At 42.8% G+C, this 23,005-nt stretch carries 30 protein-coding genes; 10 read left to right on the top strand and 20 right to left on the bottom strand.

Annotated features, from left to right (window positions below; genetic code table 11):
- Nucleotides 1-5: 5 nt before the first annotated feature.
- Both pepT and MKP07_RS24595 read right to left on the bottom strand, forming a co-directional pair.
- A complete protein-coding gene (gene pepT, locus MKP07_RS24600; RefSeq protein WP_240849692.1) occupies nt 6-752 on the bottom strand; it encodes a tripeptide aminopeptidase PepT in 747 nt (248 codons plus the stop codon).
- Between the two features lie 148 nt (nt 753-900).
- Nucleotides 901-1,356: an FKBP-type peptidyl-prolyl cis-trans isomerase gene (locus MKP07_RS24595; RefSeq protein WP_240849691.1), complete on the bottom strand. Its 456-nt coding sequence runs from the start codon at nt 1,354-1,356 to the stop codon at nt 901-903.
- Nucleotides 1,357-1,535: 179 nt separating this feature from the next.
- On the opposite strand from MKP07_RS24595, the gene MKP07_RS24590 reads away from it, so the two are divergent.
- The 4 genes from MKP07_RS24590 to MKP07_RS24575 all read left to right on the top strand — a co-directional run bounded on the left by MKP07_RS24590 (nt 1,536) and on the right by MKP07_RS24575 (nt 3,798).
- Complete coding sequence (locus tag MKP07_RS24590) at nt 1,536-1,784, top strand: hypothetical protein (protein ID WP_240849690.1); 249 nt, start codon at nt 1,536-1,538, stop codon at nt 1,782-1,784.
- The gene (gene fmt, locus MKP07_RS24585) at nt 1,763-2,503 is read left to right on the top strand and encodes a methionyl-tRNA formyltransferase (protein ID WP_240849688.1); all 741 of its coding nucleotides are present in this window, start codon (nt 1,763-1,765) and stop codon (nt 2,501-2,503) included. Before MKP07_RS24590 ends, fmt begins: the two co-directional genes overlap by 22 nt.
- A 138-nt stretch (nt 2,504-2,641) precedes the next feature.
- Complete coding sequence (locus tag MKP07_RS24580; RefSeq protein ID WP_240849687.1) at nt 2,642-3,589, top strand: ATP-binding protein; 948 nt, start codon at nt 2,642-2,644, stop codon at nt 3,587-3,589.
- Nucleotides 3,553-3,798, top strand: a complete 246-nt coding sequence (locus MKP07_RS24575) for a DUF4143 domain-containing protein (RefSeq protein ID WP_240849685.1) — start codon at nt 3,553-3,555, stop codon at nt 3,796-3,798. Before MKP07_RS24580 ends, MKP07_RS24575 begins: the two co-directional genes overlap by 37 nt.
- 27 nt (nt 3,799-3,825) lie before the next feature.
- Here MKP07_RS24575 and MKP07_RS24570 read toward each other — a convergent pair whose 3' ends face one another.
- From MKP07_RS24570 to MKP07_RS24550, 5 genes are all read right to left on the bottom strand, one after another.
- Nucleotides 3,826-5,112, bottom strand: a complete 1,287-nt coding sequence (locus MKP07_RS24570; protein WP_240849684.1) for an SH3 domain-containing protein — start codon at nt 5,110-5,112, stop codon at nt 3,826-3,828.
- Between the two features lie 17 nt (nt 5,113-5,129).
- Nucleotides 5,130-5,408 carry an SH3 domain-containing protein gene (locus MKP07_RS24565; protein WP_240849682.1) on the bottom strand — a complete coding sequence of 93 codons (279 nt, stop codon included), beginning with the start codon at nt 5,406-5,408 and terminating at the stop codon, nt 5,130-5,132.
- On the bottom strand, nt 5,399-5,749 hold the full coding sequence (locus tag MKP07_RS24560; protein WP_240849681.1) for a LysM peptidoglycan-binding domain-containing protein: 351 nt from the start codon (nt 5,747-5,749) through the stop codon (nt 5,399-5,401). Before MKP07_RS24560 ends, MKP07_RS24565 begins: the two co-directional genes overlap by 10 nt.
- Before the next feature lie 86 nt (nt 5,750-5,835).
- Complete coding sequence (locus MKP07_RS24555; RefSeq protein WP_240849679.1) at nt 5,836-6,555, bottom strand: LytR/AlgR family response regulator transcription factor; 720 nt, start codon at nt 6,553-6,555, stop codon at nt 5,836-5,838.
- Entirely contained in the window at nt 6,542-7,456 is a 915-nt protein-coding gene (locus MKP07_RS24550) for a sensor histidine kinase (protein ID WP_240849678.1), read from the bottom strand. Before MKP07_RS24550 ends, MKP07_RS24555 begins: the two co-directional genes overlap by 14 nt.
- Nucleotides 7,457-7,895: 439 nt before the next feature.
- Between MKP07_RS24550 and MKP07_RS24545 the strand changes: the two genes are divergently transcribed.
- From MKP07_RS24545 to MKP07_RS24525, 5 genes are all read left to right on the top strand, one after another.
- The gene (locus MKP07_RS24545; protein WP_240849677.1) at nt 7,896-8,123 is read left to right on the top strand and encodes a hypothetical protein; all 228 of its coding nucleotides are present in this window, start codon (nt 7,896-7,898) and stop codon (nt 8,121-8,123) included.
- Nucleotides 8,124-8,206: 83 nt separating this feature from the next.
- A complete protein-coding gene (locus MKP07_RS24540) occupies nt 8,207-8,668 on the top strand; it encodes a hypothetical protein (RefSeq protein WP_240849676.1) in 462 nt (153 codons plus the stop codon).
- A 308-nt stretch (nt 8,669-8,976) separates the two neighbouring features.
- Nucleotides 8,977-9,366, top strand: a complete 390-nt coding sequence (locus MKP07_RS24535) for a DoxX family protein (RefSeq protein ID WP_240849675.1) — start codon at nt 8,977-8,979, stop codon at nt 9,364-9,366.
- 55 nt (nt 9,367-9,421) lie between these two features.
- Nucleotides 9,422-9,814 carry an aspartate 1-decarboxylase gene (gene panD, locus MKP07_RS24530; RefSeq protein WP_317235887.1) on the top strand — a complete coding sequence of 131 codons (393 nt, stop codon included), beginning with the start codon at nt 9,422-9,424 and terminating at the stop codon, nt 9,812-9,814.
- Nucleotides 9,815-9,831: 17 nt separating this feature from the next.
- Nucleotides 9,832-10,836: a lysylphosphatidylglycerol synthase transmembrane domain-containing protein gene (locus MKP07_RS24525; RefSeq protein ID WP_240849674.1), complete on the top strand. Its 1,005-nt coding sequence runs from the start codon at nt 9,832-9,834 to the stop codon at nt 10,834-10,836.
- A 37-nt stretch (nt 10,837-10,873) separates the two neighbouring features.
- Here the strand turns inward: MKP07_RS24525 and MKP07_RS24520 are convergent, their stop codons facing one another.
- From MKP07_RS24520 to MKP07_RS24460, 13 genes are all read right to left on the bottom strand, one after another.
- Nucleotides 10,874-12,244 carry an FHA domain-containing serine/threonine-protein kinase gene (locus tag MKP07_RS24520; RefSeq protein ID WP_240849673.1) on the bottom strand — a complete coding sequence of 457 codons (1,371 nt, stop codon included), beginning with the start codon at nt 12,242-12,244 and terminating at the stop codon, nt 10,874-10,876.
- Between the two features lie 64 nt (nt 12,245-12,308).
- The gene (locus tag MKP07_RS24515) at nt 12,309-12,839 is read right to left on the bottom strand and encodes a hypothetical protein (RefSeq protein WP_240849672.1); all 531 of its coding nucleotides are present in this window, start codon (nt 12,837-12,839) and stop codon (nt 12,309-12,311) included.
- Between the two features lie 8 nt (nt 12,840-12,847).
- Nucleotides 12,848-13,279, bottom strand: coding sequence for a hypothetical protein (locus MKP07_RS24510; RefSeq protein ID WP_240849671.1), 432 nt, complete (start codon nt 13,277-13,279; stop codon nt 12,848-12,850).
- Nucleotides 13,280-13,365: 86 nt separating this feature from the next.
- Nucleotides 13,366-16,971: an FtsW/RodA/SpoVE family cell cycle protein gene (locus MKP07_RS24505; RefSeq protein ID WP_240849670.1), complete on the bottom strand. Its 3,606-nt coding sequence runs from the start codon at nt 16,969-16,971 to the stop codon at nt 13,366-13,368.
- A 14-nt stretch (nt 16,972-16,985) separates the two neighbouring features.
- A complete protein-coding gene (locus MKP07_RS24500; protein WP_240849669.1) occupies nt 16,986-17,408 on the bottom strand; it encodes a hypothetical protein in 423 nt (140 codons plus the stop codon).
- 7 nt (nt 17,409-17,415) lie between these two features.
- Nucleotides 17,416-17,631, bottom strand: a complete 216-nt coding sequence (locus MKP07_RS24495; protein ID WP_240849668.1) for a hypothetical protein — start codon at nt 17,629-17,631, stop codon at nt 17,416-17,418.
- A complete protein-coding gene (locus tag MKP07_RS24490; RefSeq protein ID WP_240849667.1) occupies nt 17,615-18,340 on the bottom strand; it encodes a PP2C family protein-serine/threonine phosphatase in 726 nt (241 codons plus the stop codon). The genes MKP07_RS24495 and MKP07_RS24490 overlap by 17 nt, the downstream gene beginning before the upstream one ends.
- Nucleotides 18,274-18,507, bottom strand: a complete 234-nt coding sequence (locus MKP07_RS24485; protein ID WP_240849666.1) for a hypothetical protein — start codon at nt 18,505-18,507, stop codon at nt 18,274-18,276. The genes MKP07_RS24490 and MKP07_RS24485 overlap by 67 nt, the downstream gene beginning before the upstream one ends.
- A gap of 101 nt (nt 18,508-18,608) precedes the next feature.
- Nucleotides 18,609-18,974 carry a four helix bundle protein gene (locus MKP07_RS24480; protein ID WP_240849665.1) on the bottom strand — a complete coding sequence of 122 codons (366 nt, stop codon included), beginning with the start codon at nt 18,972-18,974 and terminating at the stop codon, nt 18,609-18,611.
- A gap of 478 nt (nt 18,975-19,452) precedes the next feature.
- Entirely contained in the window at nt 19,453-19,848 is a 396-nt protein-coding gene (locus MKP07_RS24475) for a hypothetical protein (protein ID WP_240849664.1), read from the bottom strand.
- Nucleotides 19,808-20,086 carry a hypothetical protein gene (locus tag MKP07_RS24470; RefSeq protein WP_240849663.1) on the bottom strand — a complete coding sequence of 93 codons (279 nt, stop codon included), beginning with the start codon at nt 20,084-20,086 and terminating at the stop codon, nt 19,808-19,810. The genes MKP07_RS24475 and MKP07_RS24470 overlap by 41 nt, the downstream gene beginning before the upstream one ends.
- Nucleotides 20,087-20,138: 52 nt before the next feature.
- Complete coding sequence (locus tag MKP07_RS24465; RefSeq protein ID WP_240849662.1) at nt 20,139-20,534, bottom strand: ShlB/FhaC/HecB family hemolysin secretion/activation protein; 396 nt, start codon at nt 20,532-20,534, stop codon at nt 20,139-20,141.
- 116 nt (nt 20,535-20,650) lie between these two features.
- Nucleotides 20,651-21,670 (bottom strand): serine/threonine protein kinase, encoded by a 1,020-nt coding sequence (locus tag MKP07_RS24460; RefSeq protein WP_240849661.1) that lies wholly within the window; start codon nt 21,668-21,670, stop codon nt 20,651-20,653.
- A 174-nt stretch (nt 21,671-21,844) separates the two neighbouring features.
- Here MKP07_RS24460 and MKP07_RS24455 point away from each other — a divergent pair, with 174 nt between their 5' ends.
- Nucleotides 21,845-22,690: a fructosamine kinase family protein gene (locus MKP07_RS24455; protein WP_240849660.1), complete on the top strand. Its 846-nt coding sequence runs from the start codon at nt 21,845-21,847 to the stop codon at nt 22,688-22,690.
- Nucleotides 22,691-23,005: the final 315 nt, after the last annotated feature.

The following is a 23,005-nucleotide window of genomic DNA, read 5'->3' as shown; positions in this document are numbered from 1 at the left end:
CAGGTCTAAAAAGTACCTGCTACCTTCATTGCATTAACCAGCTTCCCTTTGGCATAACCAGGGTGGGCGCTGATGCCGTAAAAAGTAACAGTAACGCCATTAGCACTAAAGGTTTCATCCGTATAAGTTCCGCGTTTACCACCATCGAGCGTATAGCCAAAATCTGCGCCCAGCTTTGCCAGGTCTACTTTCTCTACACCTCGTCCCACTTCTTCATCGGGTGTAAACAATATTTTAATATCGCCATGCTTTACTTCGGGATGGTTAACCAGGTAATTAGCAAGGTCCATAATAATGGCTACACCAGCTTTATCATCTGCTCCCAGCAAAGTGGTTCCGGAAGCTGTTATGATATCATCGCCAATGCGTTTCTTCAGGTACGAATGCTGCCTGATAGAGATGACCTGTGTTGGATCATCAGGCAATACAATATCCTTTCCGTCAAAATCTTTATGAACAATAGGTTTTACACCAGTGCCTGAACAATCGGGCGCAGTGTCAACGTGACTACAGAAACATAATACCGGAACCTTCTTATCAGTAGTGGCCGGGATGGTTGCATACACATAACCATGCTCATCCAGGTGTGCATCTGCCACACCCATCTGCTGTAACTCATCCACCAATATCCTGCTCAAGTCCTTTTGCTTTTCTGTAGATGGAAAACGGTCCGCATTAGGGTCACTTTGCGTATCTACGGTAACGTATTTCAGAAAGCGGTTCGCAACACTAAAGTCATAGTCACTGATCATTCAATATTATTTTATCTGTTATAGGTACTTTTCAGGCTCTATGCAAATTTAAGGGTTGCAGCATAAAGAAACCAATAAATCAAACCATAAAAAACCCCAAAGTATCGTCAAATATACCCTGGGGAAATTATATATACAATACTACGAATTAGGGAGTTATAATTAAAGAAGGTTTAGCTTCAATACCTACCAGTTCGAGGTCGAAAATAAGGTCTTTACCTGCCAGCGGATGGTTACCATCAAGAGTTACCGCATCCTCTTTAATTTCTGTAACAACTACCTGAAATTGCTGCCCGCTGGGATCGCTCATAACGAGTGGCATTCCAACCTCCAGCTGCATGTCTTCCGGGAAACGATCCTTTGGCATGTCGATCAGCATTTCGTCGTTTTTAGGACCATACGCTTCTTCCACAGGTATATTGATCGTCTTTTTCTCACCCACTTCCATACCTGTAACGCCATCATCAAATCCTTTGATCACCATACCACTACCTACCTCAAACTCCAGCGGCTCGCGCCCTTCAGAGCTATCAAATGTTTCACCTGTAGTTAACTTACCGTGATAATGCACTTTTACTTTATCACCTTTTTTTACTTGTTGCATTTTTTCTAGTTTGTTATTTTTTAAGCCAGCTTTTAATTATTACTCGTCATCGTTGCCTGCCCGTTCGCTCTGGCGGGCGTCGCACACGTGTACCTGGTACAATATTCAACACAAAACTGTATCAGAAGCCGGTAATCTCTGCGGCCGAAGGTAGGCCTTTTTAGTTTGCTACCTGTTTTTTGTGGAAAAAGCTAACGATATTCGCGCCCATGAGTGTGGATCATTACAAAGACCTTCGTATTATCTATATGGGTACGCCCGAATTTGCAGTAACCAGCCTGGATGCCTTGGTAAAAGCCGGATGTACTATAGTGGCAGTTATTACTGCGCCCGACAAACCGGCCGGACGGGGTATGGAACTGCAGCAAAGTGCCGTAAAAAATATGCCATCAGCCAAAACCTCCCTGTGCTTCAACCTGAAAAGCTGAAAAATCCTGCTTTTTTAGAAGAATTAAGAGCATTAAAAGCCGACCTGCAGATTTGTGTGGCATTTCGTATGCTCCCCGAAGTAGTATGGAATATGCCACCGCTGGGCACCATCAACCTGCATGGCTCCCTGCTGCCACAATACCGCGGTGCAGCGCCTATTAACTGGGCTGTTATCAATGGTGAAAAGGAAACCGGTGTTACCACCTTCAAACTTCAACATGAAATAGATACCGGCGATATATTGCTACAGGAAAGTTTTCCGATCAGGGAAACTGATACGGCTGGTACCGTACACGACACCATGATGCATATTGGTGCAGCGCTATTATTAAAAACAGTGAAAGGCCTGGCCGATGACAGTCTAAAGGAGATGCCGCAGTTGTTATCAACCAACGCCACCTTACACCATGCACCCAAAATATTTACAGAAACCTGCGAGATCAATACGGCTCAAAGCGCCGAAGAAGTGTATAACCTGATACGCGGACTTTCGCCCTACCCTGCAGCGTTTACCTTTTTAAAAGGAAAAAAGTTAAAGATCTATCGTGCCGAAAAAACCAATCTCCCACCAGGTTCAACACCAGGTGAGTTCGACACAGACGGAAAAGCCTATCTGCACCTAGCCTGCTCTGATGGATGGATCAGCCTGCTTGAAATTCAACTGGAAGGTAAAAAACGAATGCTGATCCAAGACTTTTTAAGAGGCTATAGGTTCTAAATCCGTTCAATTAGGATTCATCTCAATGACATCTAAAAAGGCATTCCTGTAAAAATGGAATCTCACTCCATTTTTACAATTTCTTGCAAAAATAGAATCCAACTCCATTTTTACATATTTTTGCAAAAATGGAATCTAATGATTGAAAGAGCAATCTTACGATCAGCAAAAGAATCTCTGACTCAATTCAGAGCGCTGTGCATAACGGGTCCCCGGCAAAGTGGAAAAACCACTTTAAGCAGGCTCTTATGTCCTGATAAAGCGTATATCAACTTCGAAAGCCCGGCTGTTGAACGGGAAGCGCTACAGGATATTGAAAAGTTTTTGAACCAATATAAAAACGGTGCAATACTTGATGAAGTACAGCGCATTCCTGAACTGCTTCGCTACCTACAGGTAATCCTGGATAAAAATACCAAACGCGGTCAGTTTATACTAACCGGTTCTAACAATTTTTTGTTACAGGAGCAGATATCCCAATCGCTTGCAGGTCGCGCCGGTTATATTTCATTATTACCTCTGAGCTATGCCGAATTAAAGGAGGCGCAGCTTGATGAAAATGATTTTGCAAAACATATTCTTACCGGCGGTTATCCCGAAATATGGCAGGAAAGGCTGAAACCTGAAATATGGATGAACAGCTACATTCAGACCTATGTGCAGCGCGATGTTCGTTTGCTGAAAAACATTAATAACCTGGCGGCATTTAACCGTTTTTTATTTTTGTGCGCCAATTATGCCGGCCAGATCTTGAACAGGGAAGAGTTGGCCAAACAGGTTGGGGTAGATACTAAAACGATCCTGTCCTGGCTGGGAGTGCTGGAAAGCAGCTATATTATCTTTTTACTACAGCCCTGGCATAACAATTTAAATAAGCGTATACTTAAAAGCCCCAAATTGTACTTTCATGATACAGGACTATTATCCAGGCTATTAGGCATATCCAATATTACCAACCTGAAAAAGCATAATGCTTATGGCGCATTGTTTGAAAATTGGATCATTAGCGAAATAAAAAGAACAATTTTAACCAGGGCATATCAGAAGGGATGTATTATTTCAGGGATAGCGCTGGTAATGAAATAGACCTGGTATATGAGAAGGATGGACAGACTTTAGCCATTGAAATAAAAGCAGCCAAAGCCACTATACCATCTATGTTTTCTGGTATTCGCTATTGGCAAAAAAACAATCGCCTCCATTCACAAAGTATGCTCATTTACGGCGGCGCAAAAACCGAACCTATAAATGAGCACACCAGTATTATATCATGGAAAGACGTTGGCGATATTTAAACAGGCTCTAAACCTGTCGCCAATTTATTAATAGGTCACCATTACGTTAAACTTATCGGAGCTGCCTAACTGTAGTTTCTGAGCAGCGGCTTCGCTGATACGGATATCAAATCCTTCGCTGTATTGGATACCTTTCATTTTACCCAGTACTTTGGCATATACCACTTTGTTGTTAGCCGGATTGGTCAATTTTACCAGGCTGCCCGGAGCAGCATTATCCATCAGTAAATAGTATTTACCATCATTCCAGCCACGATCCGTTTTAAAAATACCGGAAGCTAAAGTTTTTTCATACGCAAGATTAGGGTTCACCATCTTGAGATAATCTGTTTTAAAATAACCGGCTTCATCAGGTGCAATTGTTTCCGCATCGTTCTTTGCCGTTATTTTCTCCGATACAAGGCTCTCCGCTTTCTGATCTTCTTCTTTCTTCTTTGCCTCTGCCAGTGCGCTTTCTGTAGCGGCGGATTCTGCTGCTGCTTTTCTTGCTTCCTCTGCATGGGTTTTAGCCAAAGCCTCCGCTTCTACCGAAGCAACTGAAGGCTTCCCGTCAAATGATAAAAACCTGGTTGCTACGAAACCAGTTACAGAGCCATCAGCATTGCGCACTTCTGACCAATCGTTATCTACCTTTCGGATATAAGTCAGTACTTCCTCTGCCTGCGCCATGCCTACCACTTCCTGGTCGGTGGCGGGGCCTTTGCGAATATTGACACGGGTGCCGTAAGCTGTTGCAGTTTTTGTAGCCGCAACAACTTTGGCAGGCTCGGCCTTCTTGCTGCCAGCTACTAAAAACCGGGAAGCTACAAATCCTTCTACCCCATCTTTGGTGCGAATGGAAGTCCACTCGCTATTTACGTTTTTAAGTACATCCACTTCTTCATCCTGCTGCGCCACGCCTACCACTTCCTGGTCGGTGGCAGCTCCTTTACGGATATTAATGTTCGTACCGGAAACGGTAGCCTTGCCGATAGCTTTGGCTACTGCAGGAACTTCTGATTTAGTCAATGTCTTTTTATCGCCTGAAGCTAAAAACTGAGAAGCAACGAATCCCTCTACCCCTTCTTTGGTACGGATCGAGGTCCATTCGCTATTCACTTTTTTAATAATATCTACAGTTTCATCCTGCTGTGCTACGCCCACCACTTCCTGGTCAGTGGCAGGTCCTTTGCGAATATTAATATTCGTTCCCGAAACGGTAGCAGTACCAATCGGTTTTGCAGTAGAACGTGAAGGTTTAGCTTCCGCCTTCTTTTCTATCGGTTCTAAAAACTGGGAAGCCGCAAAACCCTCTATCCCATCTTTAGTACGCACCCATGCCCACTCATCATCTACTTTTTTAGAATTTCCAGTACATCATTTTGCTGTGCGGTTCCCACAACATTCTGGTCTGTTGCCGGACCTTTACGGATGTTTATACTGGTGCCTTTTACCAAAGCCTGACCAATGATTTTGGTATTGGTTTTAGTAGTGTTAGCTTTTTGATCTGTTTCTTTTTCCGCAGCTGCAACAGGCGCAGCTCCATCAAAATATCCCACAATAATACGCTTCTCCTTCCCCACAGCGTCGCCGTCAATTTTGTTCCAGCTCCTCAGATCCTTTACGGCCACTTTATTAAAACGGCTGCTAATGCTGGATAATGTTTCTTTAGCCGATACTTCATAATACACGGGTGTCTTCCCTTTTTCTGAGAAAGATTCTCAGCAGTTAGGGGGATTTTTATCTTCTGGCCAATCGAGAGGCCTTTGTCTTTATCAAATCCATTAGCAGCAGCGATATCAGCTACTTTTACGTTATACACCCGACTGATAGAATACAGCCCCTCTTTTGCCTGCACCTGGTGTACCAACACTGCCCCTTTACCCGATTTTTCTGCGATCAGCCTGCCGCTTTGTGCCATTGCCCATCCAGACGAAATAACAAATCCTGCCAGTAAAAAATATTTCTTCATATCTAAAATTGATCCTTTAAATGCTTCGCGAATTTACAATAAAGATAAATGGCAAATACAGGGTATTTATTAAATATGTCTCAAAATTAGGAAATAGGGTTTTCCAGGGCCTTGAACACGAGCTCCTTAAAGTTCCTCCCAATGGGAATCGCGCCTGCTTCCATCTCAATCTCCGTAGCAGTATAGGCCCTTATCCGGGGCTTGGAAACAATAAAGGAACGATGTACCCTTATAAAATCAACAGAACCAAGCAGTATTTCAAAATCGGTCAATTGATATTTAACCAGGTAAGGCTGCCTTTCTGTAACAATTTTGATATACTCCCGCTGGCTTTCTATATAAACGATCTCATCCAGGTAGATCCTGATATTTTTCTTATTAATATTCACAAAAATATGTCGCCTAACAGGCTGCTCCTTTTCCACAGGATTCTCTACAATGGATTTTATACCTGGCAAGGCTAGCTTATTTACAGCCGCCAGGAATCGATTAAACTGTATAGGCTTCAGAAGATAATCTACGACAGCCAGGTCATAACCATCCAAAGCATACTCCCGGTAGGCAGTGGTCAGGATCACTTGCGGCTGCTTCCTCAGTATTTTCAACAGGTCCAATCCCTTTAAGCCGGGTAAATGAATATCGAGGAACATCACATCAACGGATGTTTTCTGCAAGAGCTCTAATGCATAAATAGCATCGGTAACCTTATCCACCAGGTTTAAAAACGGCACCTGGGCTATATAATTTTCCAGAATCTCGGCCGCGATGGGCTCATCTTCTACTATAATACATTTAAGCTGTTCCATAGCTATTTAAATTAATGGTCAGTTCAACCGAAAACACCTGTTCTTTTTGATAAATATCCAGCTCATATTCTTTATACGTCAACTCCAGCTGCCTGCGGGTATTGTGCAAACCAATTCTGTCCTTTTGGACTAACTTTTGCTCATTCTTTTCAAAAGAATTAGCAATACTGAAAAATAAAGTACCGTTTTCCAGCCTGATCTTAGCACGGATAAAGGAGCTGAAACGGCTGTTGCCTGCGCCATGCTTAAATGCATTTTCAATAAGTGGCAGCAGGATCAAAGGTGTAATGGCATGTTGCGGATTATCGATATCCTGCTCCCAGCGCACTTCAAGCCGCTCATCGTAACGGAGTTTTTCGAGACTGATATAATCTTTGATGATCCGCAATTCTTCTTCGAGAGCAATGGTTGCAGCACCGGCCCTGTACAAAGTAAAATGAAGAAGTTCTGATAGCTTCATCACCGCCTCAGGCGTCTTATCTGATTTTTTAATAGACAGTCCGTAAATATTATTCAATGTATTAAACAGAAAGTGGGGATTCACCTGGCTCTTCAACATTTTAAGTTCGGTTTCCAGTTTTTCTCTTACGAGATTCTTTTGCTTTTCTTTTAACTCCAGTTGCTGCCGGATCGACTTAACAGCGATCATCAGTCCGGATGTAGCAATAAAGTTGAACAAAATGACCATAAACCTCCGAAACTCAAAATGTTCTGACGTTGGAAACAGGCCCTTGAATATTTGGTCCGATACGATATAATAAAAAATAACACGCACCAGGTATATGGCTGATAGCAAAATAACCAGGGCCTCAGCCAATATCCACCAACGGGCAAGTCCTCCTTTTTCCACCCGCGGCCATACCCGGTAACATAAATAATAGGCATAGAACAGTTCCGGCAATCCCTCAAAAAAGCAGCCAGCCAGGCCGCAAACACATAGTCGCTTTCAGAAAACCCCTTTAAACTACCGTGTAGCCAGAGATACTCTATAAAGCCACGCAAGGCAAAATAGACCAGCCAGAAAAGAACATGAAATAACAGCCGTTTCATTACATCAAAAATCGTTAAAAAGCACAACAGTACATAGATTGCATCAATTACCATTTAATGTATACTAACGGGCTTTTTTACCTACTACCATCTACGTGCTTTGTTTTCGTGCATATATAGGCCGTTTTACGTGGTTCATTGATTTTTGGACAAAGCGGCTTCCATGATCACTAATTTCACATCATTAATAACTAAACATGATACTATGAAACAACTTTTAATCCATCGTATGTTGGCAGCTTTATTAACTGTAATAATGTTTACCAGTTGCTCAAAAGATAAGGACTGGGTTGTATACGGCCAAGTTTCAACCTAAGGATTTTAAAATTATCATTACAAAAAAGCAACTTTATACGGACAATTACAATACAACGTTTGAGGTTAAAAATTTAAAAAATGAGTCTTATGAAAGCAATTCTGATAATGGCTACCGGCGGATACGTTTTAAAATAAAAACAACAGATGGCACTGAATACATAGACGAACCGTTTATAGAAAACATGACAGCAAACGGGTAAATGTCTTGTCAGCCCGGCTTTATGGTGATCCTTTTAGCATGAACAACCCACTAGATTTCAATTAAAAAAACAAATCCTACATTATGAAAAAATCGTTATCCGGCTTTGTGCCAATCATTTTTACAATTTTATCGTTGAATGCATGCAGCAAAAATAAAAGTCCTGATCTCAACGGAATTAAATCTGCCAAATTTACAATACAGGTTAGTGGACTAGAGCAAAACGATTATGCGAATTTTATCTTTAGTTCCGGAGCAGCCGGTAACAGCACAGTATGGAAAATAAACGGTACGGAAAGATCGAATGAATCGGTTGTCTCTCTCGACGAAGACGACCTGAAAGGAGGTGCTGTTTTTGTAATAGAAACCAGTAAACCGGTTACTGCGATTTCTGCAGGTTACCAGTTCACTAATGGAGACAATACAGCTCACAGTCCTATTGCCTTCAGTTACAAAGCCGAAATAAACGGAACTGTTGTGAGAGAGATAAAAAGCCAGGCAATTGCAGCAGCAGATCAGCTAAATACGAATTATTCTTATCCTTAAGATCTTTGCTGCAAATGACGCCGAGTTGCCCGACGCCGTTCTAACCAACCCGGCCTTTTTCCGGCCAAAATTGAGATACAGCAGCACCTTCGATACATCGCAAGTCAGCTGTATCTTGTGGCTGAGTCGTTTAGGGTAGGTAGCATTTCAATGAGCAAAAAGTTTCAATTATTTATTGAATAGTCTAGGGCGGCTTTAAAGTTTTCTCATGTAATTTTTGTTATAAATTACATCGCGGGCGGTTTCCACTGTCCGCTCTTTTTTTTGCGAGCTTTACGAGGACCATTGTTCACCTTAAAACTGATTGTATGCCAGCCAACACCTTTTTACTGCGGATAGCCGTAAGTACCATTTTACTGATGCACAGTGTCCCGGCTATTTTAAATGACACCCTCCCCCATTTTGGCGCTTACCTGGATCAGTCGGGCCTGGCTCCTGCAGGCATTTTCCTGGCCTGGCTCATTAAGCTCTCTCATATTGCAGCGGCGATTTGTTTGGTTATAGGTAAATGGATCCGATCCGCCTGTATTGTAACGCTTCTTATACTGATCACCGGCATTTTTATGGTGCACCTGCCCAATGGCTGGTTTGTAGTAGGTGGCGGAACCAATGGCATTGAATTCAACTTACTGCTAATTGTTGTACTGATAACGATTCTGTTCCCGTCCGGCTGGTCACGTTCCCGCTTAACCCGCTGATTGACTGCCTGTTAATATAGCCGATACAGTTGGGAACAACAATTTATATTCGGCGGTGTTATATACAAGGCAGTTTAATTCAAATCACTACCTTTGCGCCGCTATGCAAATAGAAGTTTTAAAATCCAAGATCCATCGTGTTACCCTTACAGAGGCGAACCTGGATTATATGGGCAGCATTACCATCGACGAAGATCTGATGGATGCTGCAGGTTTAATTGAAAATGAAAAAGTTCAGGTGGTTAATGTTAATAATGGCGAACGACTTGAAACTTACGTTATTCGTGGTAAAAGGGCAAGTGGAACCATCTGCCTGAATGGTCCTGCTGCCCGTAAGGGTATGGCAGGCGATATTATTGTGATCATCGCTTATGCGATCATGGATTTTGAGGAAGCGAAAACGCACCAGCCCAAAGTGATATTCCCGAAAACGGGCAATAAACTATAACCGTCAGCATTTCCTTAATGGCCAAAAAATTAACCACCGTAGCCCAGTATGCATTCTTCCTGGGGTTGGGGGTGTTCTTGATTTGGTGGTCTTTAAAAGGTTTAACTGCTGAAGACCGGTTACAAATTACCCATGCGCTGGAGAAAGGCCGTTACTGGCTCATCCTCCCCGGCATTGCCGTGAACCTGCTCAGCCATTGGCTAAGGGCTGTGCGTTGGCGGCTGATCATTCAGACACTGGGATATTCGCCCACAAAGCTCAATACCTTTTTTGCGGTGATGATCGGCTACCTGGCTAACCAGGCTGTACCCCGTCTGGGTGAAGTATTGCGCTGCAGCACTTTGACCCGTTATGAAAAAATTCCGCTGGACAAACTCGTAGGAACTGTGATATTGGAAAGACTGGTAGATACTATCTGCCTCTTAGCTGTTTTCCTGCTCGCATTAGCCATACAGCCCTATCTCTATCAAAATATCCTGGCTACATTCTTCCCGGCCAAAGAGGGAGGCAACGGCGGAAATTTACTGTTCTACATCGGCCTGGCTTTACTGGCCGTGATGGTATTAACTTTCCTGTGGATGTGGTTCACGAAAAAGAGGTTTTCCGACCTGGTTGCACTATTCAGAAAAATCAGTCTTCATATCTGGCAGGGATTTATCTCTATTCGTGCCTTAAAAAAACGTTGGGCCTTTGTATTCCTGAGCATTGCCATCTGGGCCTTATATGCCTTTAGTGTGTATATTGGCTTTTTAATGCTGGAAGAAACCATGCAATATGGCCTTAAAGAAGCGTTGACCGTTTTATGTGCCGGCACCCTAGCTATGGCAGCCACTCCTGGTGGTATTGGCGCTTATGCCTTCCTGGTGCAGAAAACCATGACGATCTACCAACTCAGTTCCGGCCTGGGCCTGGCATTGGGCTGGCTACTCTGGCTGTTGCAAGTGGTAGTGGTATTGGTGGTGGGTGGATTGAGTTTGATTGGATTGCCAGTATATAACAAAAACAGGCAAAAGTCATCATAGCCTCATCTAAAACAATCACGGGTTGTTTCCATAAAGATTATTGCCCGTGAAATATCAACTGCGTGTTCCCGATCCAAAAGTAATCCCCCTCTTTCAGGTTCACTTTAATATGAGGTTCCAATCTATGGGTGTTTCGATCGTCATTATAAAAGGTTCCGTTTTTGCTGGGGGCAACGTCGCCCAATTGATAAATGGTGCGACCGTCAGAGAGTTCGCGCCTGATGATCTGGCAATGATTTTTCGAGATAAACTTATCACCGGTTTGTATGGCGAAATCAGCTGTTTGCTGCGAGCCTCCATCATTCCAACGGCCAACAATCGTGATCTCTTTGTTTAAAGAATAACGCTGTGGTTGGGTAATAAAGTTGGGCACTACCTCCAACCAGGCCCCTTCAATTGGAACTGAAGCAGCCGCCATAGGATCTATATCGATCACATCGGGCTCGAGCTCTTTTGGTTTAGGAACTTCTATTTTCCCTTCAATGCCATCATAATAAAACTGGCTGAGCTCCCGGCCGGTTTTAAACCGATCCTCCGGCTGTTTTTCCAGGCATTTTTTCACCAGCATTTCCAGCCATTCAGGAATATCACATTCAACGTCCTCTTCATTATCCCCGCTTAAGATAGCAGTCCGGCTTTTACACATATCGGGTACGGCCGCACTCCGGTGATTTTCCTCCAGCTGGATCATGTCGCCGGCAACCTTGTAATCTTTCACAGGGAAAGGCACTACCCCTGTTAATGTTTCATAAATCACAATACCAAAACTATAAATATCTGAAGGGGCGTCTACCATGGCGCCGCTCCATTTTTCGGGCGATTTATATTCAGCCATCCCTTCTTCTTTTTTGCTATGTCTTACCGCATTGGGATCGGTAAAAGATAGTCCGAAATCGATCAGCACATAACGATAGCTTCCGTCTTCATTGGGAGTACGGATGATATTTTTAGGATTAATATCGTTATGAATCACCGCATTTCTTTTCAGCAGCGCAGACTCGGTGTGTTGCGCGACATTACCAGGCAGATAATAATGATGGCAATAATTCAAAGCGCCCGCGATCTGTTCTATCAGATCCAACGTATCATCGATCGAAAAGTACTTTTCTTTTTTAAGGATGGTCTCCAGCGTTTCCCCATCTACGAATTCCATTTCCAGGGAAGGCTTATGATCCAGTATATGCTCCTCATATACTTTTACAATATTGGGATGATCCAGCTTCTTCAATATATCTACCTCCTCCTTAAAATCGCGGTATTCTTTCTCCGTTTCATTCTCAATAGTTAAATCTAGTTGTTTTAAGGCTACGATATCTCCATCAGCTTTTCTGCGTGCCTTAAATACCGCAGAAAAACCGCCATGTCCTAAAACTTTTAAAATATCGTATGATGTGGATAATTCTGTCATAATACTGCTGCTTAAAGCGTTTAGCTTTTAAAATAAATCCATTCGCTAGTCGAAAAAGCCATCCTCATTCCGCTCTGTTCAGGAGACCTTTCGACTCCACCGCGTTCCGCTCTCCCAGGGAGTCTCTAAAGGAGTTCTTCGAACCTTTGGACAAGGTGACGTTCCTTAATTGAGTTATTGTATCACCCTCTACCACGTAAAATTCCAACACAATTTTATCATTGAAGCAAATGGAATCGCCATCTTTTAATACATGCGGTACGGTGGACTGATTGAGGCTTACTCCTGCAAAATCATTCTTACCGGTATTGTATATCTTTATTTTATGCGATGGATTGTTTAAGAACCTGGAACGGTAGATCTTGAAAGCGCCCAGGTCTTTGTCAAAAACAATCTGTGCATGCGCCCGGCTGATATAGTTGTTGATTTGGTACTGTTCCTCATCCTTTTCTTCCATACCCACAAATGCTATATCATTATGGATCTTGGGACCATTATCAATCTTAGGATCTTTGCATCTGCCTATAAAATAAGTCTTGCCAGAAGGCTCCAGCAGGTATTCGGGTTCCCAGGTAATACCTTCGGTGGCGATCACTCTCGCTTTTACTTTGCGCAGCGATTCTCCCGGATCAGCACTTCTACTCCCATACCCTCTATAATGGGTGTGACCTTATCCGTTAATGCGGAATTATTCAATACCTCAATCGTGAAGTTCTCCTTATAGGCGGTGTTTCTTGATTTTAAGGTACGTTTAATCTGCTTGATAAAATCCGCATCTTTCGTAAGGGCATTTACGGCTACGTTCTCAATAGCATTATCGGCGAAACGCGAATGAAAAACAAAACCAGATACGGTGCTGTTTCCATAACCCATCATTTTGATAGCCCGGCTAATAGCTCCGATTGTCACCTCTTTAAGCTCTTCCACGTTATCTAATGACACGGTACGATTGTTCTGTGAACCTGTTGCTACCCCACTGTCTTCAGGTTGCTTAGGAAGCGCCGACTCCTCATCCGCATTCAATTTATCTGACAATTGCTGTAGCTTTTTTTAAACCAATTGCTCATGATGATCAATAATTATTAATTGTTCTGTTTAACCCGTTTTAAAAATTGCATTGCCTAAAAATAACCGGCGGCTTTTAACTGTTTCAGCATCTCAATAGCCAGTTGTTTGGCATGTTCTGAATTACCAATTTCTTCTATCCGTATGGCAAACGCTACAGGCGCGCCCAATTTAGGAGACGCTACATAAAAAGTATACCAGGCATCTGTAATTCTCTTACGGATCGTTTGCCCATTTACCTTCACCAGTTTGTCTCTTTCGGGACTACCCGTTTTACCATACACTTCAAGACCTGTTGCAGCGGCCACTTTCGAAGATTGCTCTTTCAGGTAGCCCGACATAATACTTGCTGTACCTGTGTTTTTAGCTAATGCCAGTGCAGGCTCCTGTTGCAGCGGTCTGTTCCATGCTTTATACAGGAAGCGGGACGGTTGCAGAGAATCCTTATTCGCAATGGCTCCGCTCATTTTAGCCAGGTGTAGCGGCGTAGCCATCAGCTCACCTTGCCCCCAGGCTATATTGGAATAATTGGACTGAAAACGCTTACGCGTATTGGCTAATCGCTGGCTTTTTGTATTGTAAATGCCGCGCCCCTTATCCAGGAACTCATCCCAGGCTTTGAAATTAGCCTCCTTGTTATAATCCAGTGGCTTTTTAAAATTGTAACCGCCGCGGTTAATAATGTTCATGCCCAGCATATCATACATCTCAAAAAGCGAAGGTTGCAGCTTCTTCTCATTAGCCAGCTTAATAAAGTATACATTGCTGGAGCGAACGATCGCTTTACGCATATCTACATTTTCGTTGGAAGGCTCATCAGCCCGTATCACTTCTGCAGGATAAACAAAGAAGCTGAAATTAGCTGCTCCTAATCCGTATTGATTGAAGGCGGCATACGCATCAATGATCTTTACCGTTGATCCCGGCCTCGATGTATAAGTAATGCCCAGGTCTTGCGGCACCACCATCCTGTCGCTAAATATCTGTTTGTAAATGTTGCGATAATCATCCGGTTCGATATTGCTGATCAGCTTCTGATCTTTATAGGATGGTGAAGGATTGGAAGCCGAAGATAATACGTCTCCCGTTTTGGAGTTGATCGCCACCACCGAAGTTCTGAAATCTTTGTAGGGCGCCTGGCTCTGTATAATAGCATTGATCTTTTCATTCATCAATACATCCACCGATAACCAAATATCTTTTTGTTTATTATTTTGTTCTTCGATGAGGGCGCTCTCTTTACCGGCCTTTATAAAAGGAGCTAAAGCACTATAATCATACAACGCCAGCTCATTGTCTACCGTAGTTTCCGGTAAAAACTTATTCTCTTTAAAACGATCGGTAGTTCTTGCAGTAGTGGTATAACTCACCTCAAAGCCTCTTAAGGCCGTAAAATGCCTGAATTCAGCCGCATAGCCCGCACTTTCTTCCCGTGCTATTTCTTTGTTATAGTCGCCCAGCCAGAATAACAGGTCGGAGCCAAAAGGATAATAGCGATCCTGGTCTCTCGACAGCTGCTCATTATACAAAGCTGTATTAGCACCCAGGTTGATTAATTTGGTTTTGTTCTTTTGAAAACTGGTTTTGCTGGAAGTAGCCAATAGCACCCCATTCTTATCATATATATTGCCGGCCTTTATTTCCCGCAGCATTAAACCGATACGCGGATTGTAACTATACTGCCAGGCGCCCTGCTTATTGAGCACCAGGGCGGGTTTTACAATATACTCGTTGGATTTAGCCTGGTACCACACGAGGCTGCCTGTAAAGATTAACACCACGGTAAAAAACGTAAGAATGGCATAGGTATTCACATTATCAAAATGCTTCTTTACATATTCCATTTCTATCGCATCGCCTTTTTCGTTAGACATGATCAATACAAAAAGAAAGGCTACCAGGGTAACAATAATACCGGCGTTACCTTTACTTAAAAACGGCACAGATATACCCGTGAGCGGCAATAAACCCAGCGTACCGGCAGCAATTAACATAAACTGCAGCATGGTAGCAATAGCAATCCCCGACATCATATAAAACATAAATGGTTTGCCGGTTCTTCTGGCTGCAAGAATGCACCGGTACACCAATAAACCCAATGCAAAAAACAACGCAATCAAAGTAACCAATCCCAGTTCCTCACCAATGCTTTGCAGGATCATATCGGTATGATGTGCAGGCATTACATTAGAAAAACCTTTTCCAAGTCCCTGACCCATTATTCCCCCTGTATTTAATGACCATACGCCTTGCGCTACCTGGTCGCCGCCCACCAGCTGGTTTTCCCACATATTGGCAAACATGCCATTTCTATCAGCCAGGCGTTGGGTAAATTTAAATGGCAGTGCTGCGAGCAGAATAAACGATGACATGATCAATACCATAAAGAACATGGACTCATGCTTCTTTTTGATAAAGGCATAGGCTAAGGTTCCTCCACAGGCTAACAAAGCAAGCCAGGGTAAATAATTATGTTCGGGAGTGTTCAGAAATTTGCCCGTCAATAACAGCAGCACACCAAATATGGCTGCCGCAGCGATCATTTCAAAGAACTCATTTTTAGCAAAAGAGTAAAAGAATAAAAAGGTGAGACATAATACCACGGCAGGCCCCAGATCGCCCAGGATGGCATAGATAGCCAGCAGAAACAAAAAGAGCCCGAACATCAGGAGATTGTTCTTCGTTAGCCACCTGTTATCCGGTATATTTCTAAAGTAACCGGCATTTACAGTAAAATAAGCAGCAAAGAATATCACCATCAGGTATTTGGACAGCTCACTTACCTGGAACCCGAAAAGATTTACTTTAACACCACTTCCTTCGGGACCTGTGCCAAACATAGCCAGCAAAAGCATTAAACCAATCGATAACAGCAGCCAGGTAAACCCTCTTGGATCTTTTAGTTTGTTGGTAAAAGGAAGCCAGTTATAAACCGGATCAAACCATTTGGAATGATAGAAGCGATTAACCGGGTTGGATTTAAAAACAAATGCTAATACAGCAAACACCAATAATACCAGGCCAATGTATTTAGCCATGCCGGTGCCATATACCTCATCGCGTAAAGGATCCTGTACACTGTAAAGCACCATGATGCCGATACCCGAAATAAACATGATCAGGGGCAGTATAAACTGATCGCTCCTGTAGTTTTTTAAATATAATGCAACATGCAACAGCCAGAAACCCAGCACAAACAGAATCGTATAGGTAAAAAATTCTTTTCTGAAAGTTTCGGGAGTACGCACGGTAAGTACTTTATCGTTTTTAATTTGACGGTACTCTACTTTATCCAGAAGCCTGAGCTGGTGCGGCTTACCGGTAAAATCGTATTCACGGCTGGAACCAATTGCCGCTGTTCCTTTGGGCGGTCCGAAATTAAAGCCAGGCTTTATAGCGGCTACGCTGTAATTTCCATCAGGATCGAGGTTAGTAAATTCATAGTCCCCATCTGCATCGGTACGTGCGTAAAATTCTGTAGGTATAGAGGAGGCATCGCCGGGTAAAGTATCAAAATAGGCTTCCGGATAAATACGGGTAAGCCTTACTAAAACACCATTACCGATACCACTCTTTGATATCGGTATCTTAATGGAACCACTAACAGATATCCCTTCTTCAGTGCCTGCTTTCACCACGGAAGGATATGTTGCCGGAGCCATCCTTTCCTGCGTATTCAAAGTTGAATCAACACCCAGGTGCGCCAGCGAATTAATATACCGGAGCTTTCCAGACTCGCTGCCACTTTGTAAAAAGAGGCCGCATCTATCAGCATGGGCACTTTATTTAATGCGCCCAGGTTGGGCAGGCGCTGTTGTTCATCTACCTTTTGTTTTACATTACCTGTAATAAAGCTGATATACCTGGCATCAGTAAAATAACCTCCTTTGGTAAATATATTCTTAAGTGTTTCGGTTTTTAGCGGTGCGGCTAAATTAATGACGGTACCATTGGCGTAGCCCTCCTCAGCATCCTGCAACTCTTTTTTAATATGGTTATAGTAACTAAAGGCCATCAAGATCATTATCAGCGTTACAAAAGCTAATAATAGCCGCTCAATATTTCGGGAATGTAATTCGATCTTTTGTTTCTTCTTCATGATGATCTTAATAGCCGGTTGTGTTACGGTTTCGGGCACTATCGCTGAAAATAGTATCGGTAGCCTGTATCAGGGTATCCTTACTGCGCAAACTGTCGTAATACGGAATCGTATCCTTTATAAATACCGTATCAATCCTGTCTACGCTTCCGGGGAGGAATATTCTTTTGTTCCGGCCCAATTGGCCAGGAAGCCCGCCAGGAACACTACCGGGAGTAACCACAACCACTGTTTTTTTTACGTGCAGGCTTTTTATCCATAATTGTCAACAGGTCTTCTTCTTCACTAATGGGCACTTCGATGGTATTCTTGTAGGCTTTCTTTTTTGCAGGCGCTTTGCCTGCGTAGGTAGCCAGCGCCACCGTTATATTATCTTTACCGCCCAGCTCATTGGCCGCGTCGATCAATTGCTGTGCCTTTGCTTTTAAAGTGGCTGTTGGTAATAAAATGCTGCCCATCCCTTCGCGGTTCACGAGGTCGGTGAGGCCATCGCTACAAAATAGTACAATGTCACCCGGCAGAAAACTATGTTCAAAAAAGTCAAAATAGCCCTCGCTGTCGTTGGCATCGATCATGTACTCGCCCAACATTTTACTGATCTCATTACGCTGAGGATGCAACATGGCTTCCTCCTCTGTAAGAAACCCCTTATCTTCCTTAAACCCAACTGTTGAATGATCCTGTGTAATTTTTATCAGCTCGCCGTTTCTGAAAACATAGCCCCTGCTATCCCCCACATGAGCAACATACATCATCTCTTTCTCTGCGTCCAATATCGCCAAAGAAGCAACACAGCTCATTCTTTGGAGACCGGCTTCCACACGGCGGGTATGAATGGCATTATTGGCATTAATAAAAGCTTCTTTCAGTAATTGCAGCGGAGCTCCAAAACTAAAGTTCTGCAAATAGTTTTCAATGGTGCTTTTGGCCATTGCCGATGCTTCTTCACCCCTTCGTAACCACCCACACCATCGATAGCGCCTACCAATGCGATGGAAGGCTTACTCCACAATTCGGATAACCATACAAAATTATCTTCGTTATTATCGCGCTTGCGGCCAATATCTGTTTGCACATGCGACACAATAGCTCTGCTCATTTCTTTGTTTTTGTTTGCAGGTAAAACACCAATACTATAAATACGATCAGTAGAATGGGAATCATAAAAAAGTTGACGGTTGACTGACTACAGATGACAGACTATTTTAAAGTAGATTTCTCATAATAAGTAATAAGTCCGTTTAGTATTTTCAAACATTCATCAATACTTGAAACAAAAGGCTCAAATAACTCTTCAGAAGTAATATCAACCATAACTGCAATATTTAATAATGTTTCCAATTCATAAAGAGAACCTCGTGATATATGCAGAAATTGTATTGTATCCTTTTTATAATTTCTGCCAGAACCTTCGGCTATATTAGCGGGAACAGATACAGCGGCCCTTTTCGTTTGACTTGTTAATGCATACAACTCTTCTTTAGGATACGTTTTTGTTAGTAAGTAGATCTCCCTTACAAGTTCCATCGATTTCTTCCATACCTCCAGATTTTTGTAATTTGTCATAATACGTGTTTTATTAATAGATTAAACAATAAAAACATCGCTGTCTGCCACCTACCGATACATCCCCACGCCCCGGCATCTATTCTTTCTTCCCTTTTCCTCTGTCATCTGTCCACTGTAATCTACTCTCTCCTCTGTCATATCCCACCTGTCCCCTGTCATCCGCCCTCTTCCTCACACCTCAGCTTTAAAATCCAGCTGAAAAATACCACATACTATGGTTGAATCATTCTTTAACGGATGCCATACAGGAGTTTCTCCTATGCGGCTTAATTCCAGCTTCTGTTCGTTTACAAAAGCATCGGCAAACAGCGCGATGTAAAAAGTCTTGCCCCTTCTTCATACTTGATCATCACGTGCTCTTTCTGTAAAGAGCCAGACGGCTCGTTAATGCAAAGCAAGGTAGCCGTGCTGGTAAGCCCCAACAGCCCGGGTGATCTTTAACTGCTTTTCCCGCATGGGGAAACTATAGCGCTGCTTATTGATCACAAACTGTAATAGCTAATTTATCTTTTTTAGGTGTTACAGAAGTATTGGTACCGGCAGCAGCAGTTGAAGATTCTGAAGCAAAAAGCTCTTTATTGAATTTGACCCTGAAATGTCCTTTCGATAAAATATCAATATTGGCAAATGTATTGGGGTTCAGATCATACTTGGAGTATTTGGAGTGTTTGCTGCTAACCGAAACTTTGATCTGCTCACTCGATAGTTCCATCCATGACTTTTCGGAAGTGGGCGCACTTACGACCTGTACCGATCCGGGCTCTATCTCTGTATTATCCACTCCCTTTTCTGCCGGGCAGTATTGAAAATCCCAGAAACTACCAATAGGATCATAACGTGGATATTGATTTTTTCTCGTTGATATGACCATAAAATTCGTCGAGAATACCTTCCGTTATACCCGCCAGTCTGAGCTCGGCATGGTGATAATCTTCGGGGCGCATCAGGATCAGGTAGCTGCAATCGTACATCATTCTTTTATTAAACGATTCCCGTTCTATCGTTTCCTTGAACGACTCAACTACCTGGTTAACCAAAACCTGGTTGGTTAATCTTTTCTCTTCTTCCTCCTCATCGGGTAACAACCACTTTTTTATTTTATTCAGCATAATTTATGAGTTAATATTTGATTCCTGCTAATTACGGTAAAGTCAGCTGTATCTACAATTTTTCAATTCGTCTTTCTACAATTCTTTCTATTTTATGATTTTCGTCTATCACCATTGACACATCAATATTGTAGGGGATCCAATCGTCTACCTCATTCTGGCGAATCTTATACAACATACTGAAATCAACGTATGTTTTACCATTTTGATTATGTGTAAATACATAAGAATCGTTACTGATATCTGCTTCTGTATATTGCCATTTACCATGATACCCCTCACACTCTTTCCTGATCTCGCTAAGGGGCACATTACTCTTCTTGTAGTATTGTTTCACCACCTCATTAAAGTAGGCAGATAGTCCACTGCAATTACTCCTGGTACGATAATAATTATTGATCAATGCTTTCGCCTCCGCTTCAATCTGGGCAGGATCTGCACTTACCACTACCTGGTCTATACTGCCATCATCGCCATTCGATACAATAGTATCCGGTAAACTGGCCGGAGTGTCTTTAGCTACGTCTGCTTCAACCTTCTTCTGCCTGGGTTTGGGTGTCGTGGTTACAGCTTCCCTGAGCGTAGGCTCCCCACTTTTTTAAAGAATCCTGTTACCTTATCCTTATTTAGTGCAAAAGCTATCAAGCCTAAAACCGGCCACCGGAAACAACACATAAAACGGGCTGCGTTTGGTTGCAGCCGGCTGCTGATAAACCGGTTGTGGCCTGACAGCAGCTGGCTTTGATTTTCTTTGACCGGTTGCACCGGATTGATGTACATGGTTGCATCACTATCTTCAACAGTGTTTGCCCGAACAGGATGTAGCTCTCTCCGTTGTTCTGCATTTTTATTGAAATAGCCTGGCAAAAGATCACGCCAAGGTTGGGGTAAAACCGTCAGGTCAATATCCTTCCTTACAATGCTCTCCTGTATTTCAAAGTCGGATATCTTTGAACTATCATAAGGAGCCTTGCCCGTAACCAGGTGGTAAAAGGTTACCGCCAGCGAATAATTATCAGTTTTGTGCGTGAGATTTTTTACATCATACACCTGTTCCGGGCTCATGTACATTAAGGTACCCATGCGGGAACCCGTTTGTGTAACGGTTATGTTATCCTTTATTTTGGCAACTCCAAAATCCAGCAATTTTACTTTTCCGTCATCGGTTACGAAAATATTAGCCGGCTTTATATCCCGGTGCACAATATGTTTCCGGTGCGTATACTGTAAGGCATCCACCAGGTTATTCCACCATTGTATCAACTGCTCACTGCTAAACTGCTCACCGCTTTTCATGCGGGCAGACAGGTCTTTACCTTCCAGGTATTCCATAATCATACAGGGCCTGTCTTCGATCATTCCATAATCCTGTATATTCCGAATATTAGGGTGGTTGAGCTGCACCATCAATTGCGCCTCATTTTGAAAACGCGCAACCAGGTCAGTTTCTTCGCAAAATTTCTTTAATAAGATCTTTATGGCAGCCGGTTTTTGCAGGTAGTTTTCTGTATACCAAACCTCCGCCATGCCACCATCGCCCAACTTATATTTTAATATGTATCCGTTAATACTTGTATTCTCCATGCTGTCTGCCTTAATCCAATTATAAATATATCATCAATTTTGCTTTCGATCAGCTATTTTTAATACACATTGGTGCACATTGTAACCTTTAAAAATAAAAGAAGGAGCCTCATTTTTTCATAAAAAAATACAAAAACCGGTAAATAGCAGTTCTGCCCCGGTAAAACAAGGCCCATGTTGTCAAACAGTATATTAAAGCAGCTCCCGTTTACACCCCAAAATATCGCGGAGATACATGGCGGTGACATTAATAAAGCGTTCTGCATCACCACAGGTAAGCAACGATTTTTTCTTAAAGTGAATAACGCCGTGCTTTACCCCGACATGTTAAAGCGGGAGGCCGATGGATTAGATCTGTTGAGAAATCATACCAGTTTAAAAGTGCCGGGCGTTATCCAAACCGGTACAGCCGGTGAATACCAGTTTCTGTTGCTGGAATGGCTCGACGAGGATCCCGGCTCCTACGCCCCTTACCAATTCGGACAAGGTATTGCGGGCCTGCACAGGGTAAGCCAGGCTCAATATGGTTTTAAAGAAAACAACTATATCGGCAGTCTTCCTCAAATCAATACACTAACCCCTAACTGGCCGGATTTCTACGCTAATTACCGCATTTTACCTTTAGTAAAAATGCTGTTTGATCAACATCAGCTCTCATCCGCCGATATCGCCCAAGCCCATAACTTCTGTGGTGCGATTAAAGACATTTTCCCCGAAGAAAAGCCTGCCCTGCTTCACGGCGATCTCTGGAGTGGTAATTATTCAGCTATAGCCGGGGGACAAACCGCCATTTTCGATCCCGCAGTTTACTATGGACATCGTGAAATGGATATTGCGATGACGAAACTTTTTGGTGGTTTTAAGGATGAGTTTTATACGAGCTATCATGAAGCCTACCCTCTGGAAAATGGTTGGCTCAACCGACTGCCTTATGCACAACTCTATCCGCTTTTGGTGCATGCAGTTTTATTCGGCGGACATTATACCAATGATGTAAAGTCAATCCTGCGTGTTTTTTAAATACTAAGACCCTTCTTTTAAGGAGCTGGATTTTGTAAAAGTTTTCATGATCTGATGCTCATATTCAATGTTTTAACACCGAGTAAAAATCAACTCTAATAAATTATACAGGATTTTTTTCGGATAGAAATATCACATTTTCAACGAGCCATACGCCCTATTCATCGAAAAGCGCTGTCACCAGACGGCGCGGGCTGATATCTTAGCAGCCGTTCTAAACAAGGATATCCTTATTTAACCTTACTAAAATCATTAATGATGACACAAAGATTAAAAAAGGCCCTTCCTAAACCACTATTTTGGCTAGCAGCCTTA

It is taken from the genome of Paraniabella hibiscisoli, assembly GCF_022512515.1.
Classification (GTDB): domain Bacteria; phylum Bacteroidota; class Bacteroidia; order Chitinophagales; family Chitinophagaceae; genus Niabella; species Niabella hibiscisoli.
The sequence above is the reverse complement of the archived record's forward strand: the minus strand, read 5'-3'. Positions and strand labels throughout refer to the sequence as shown.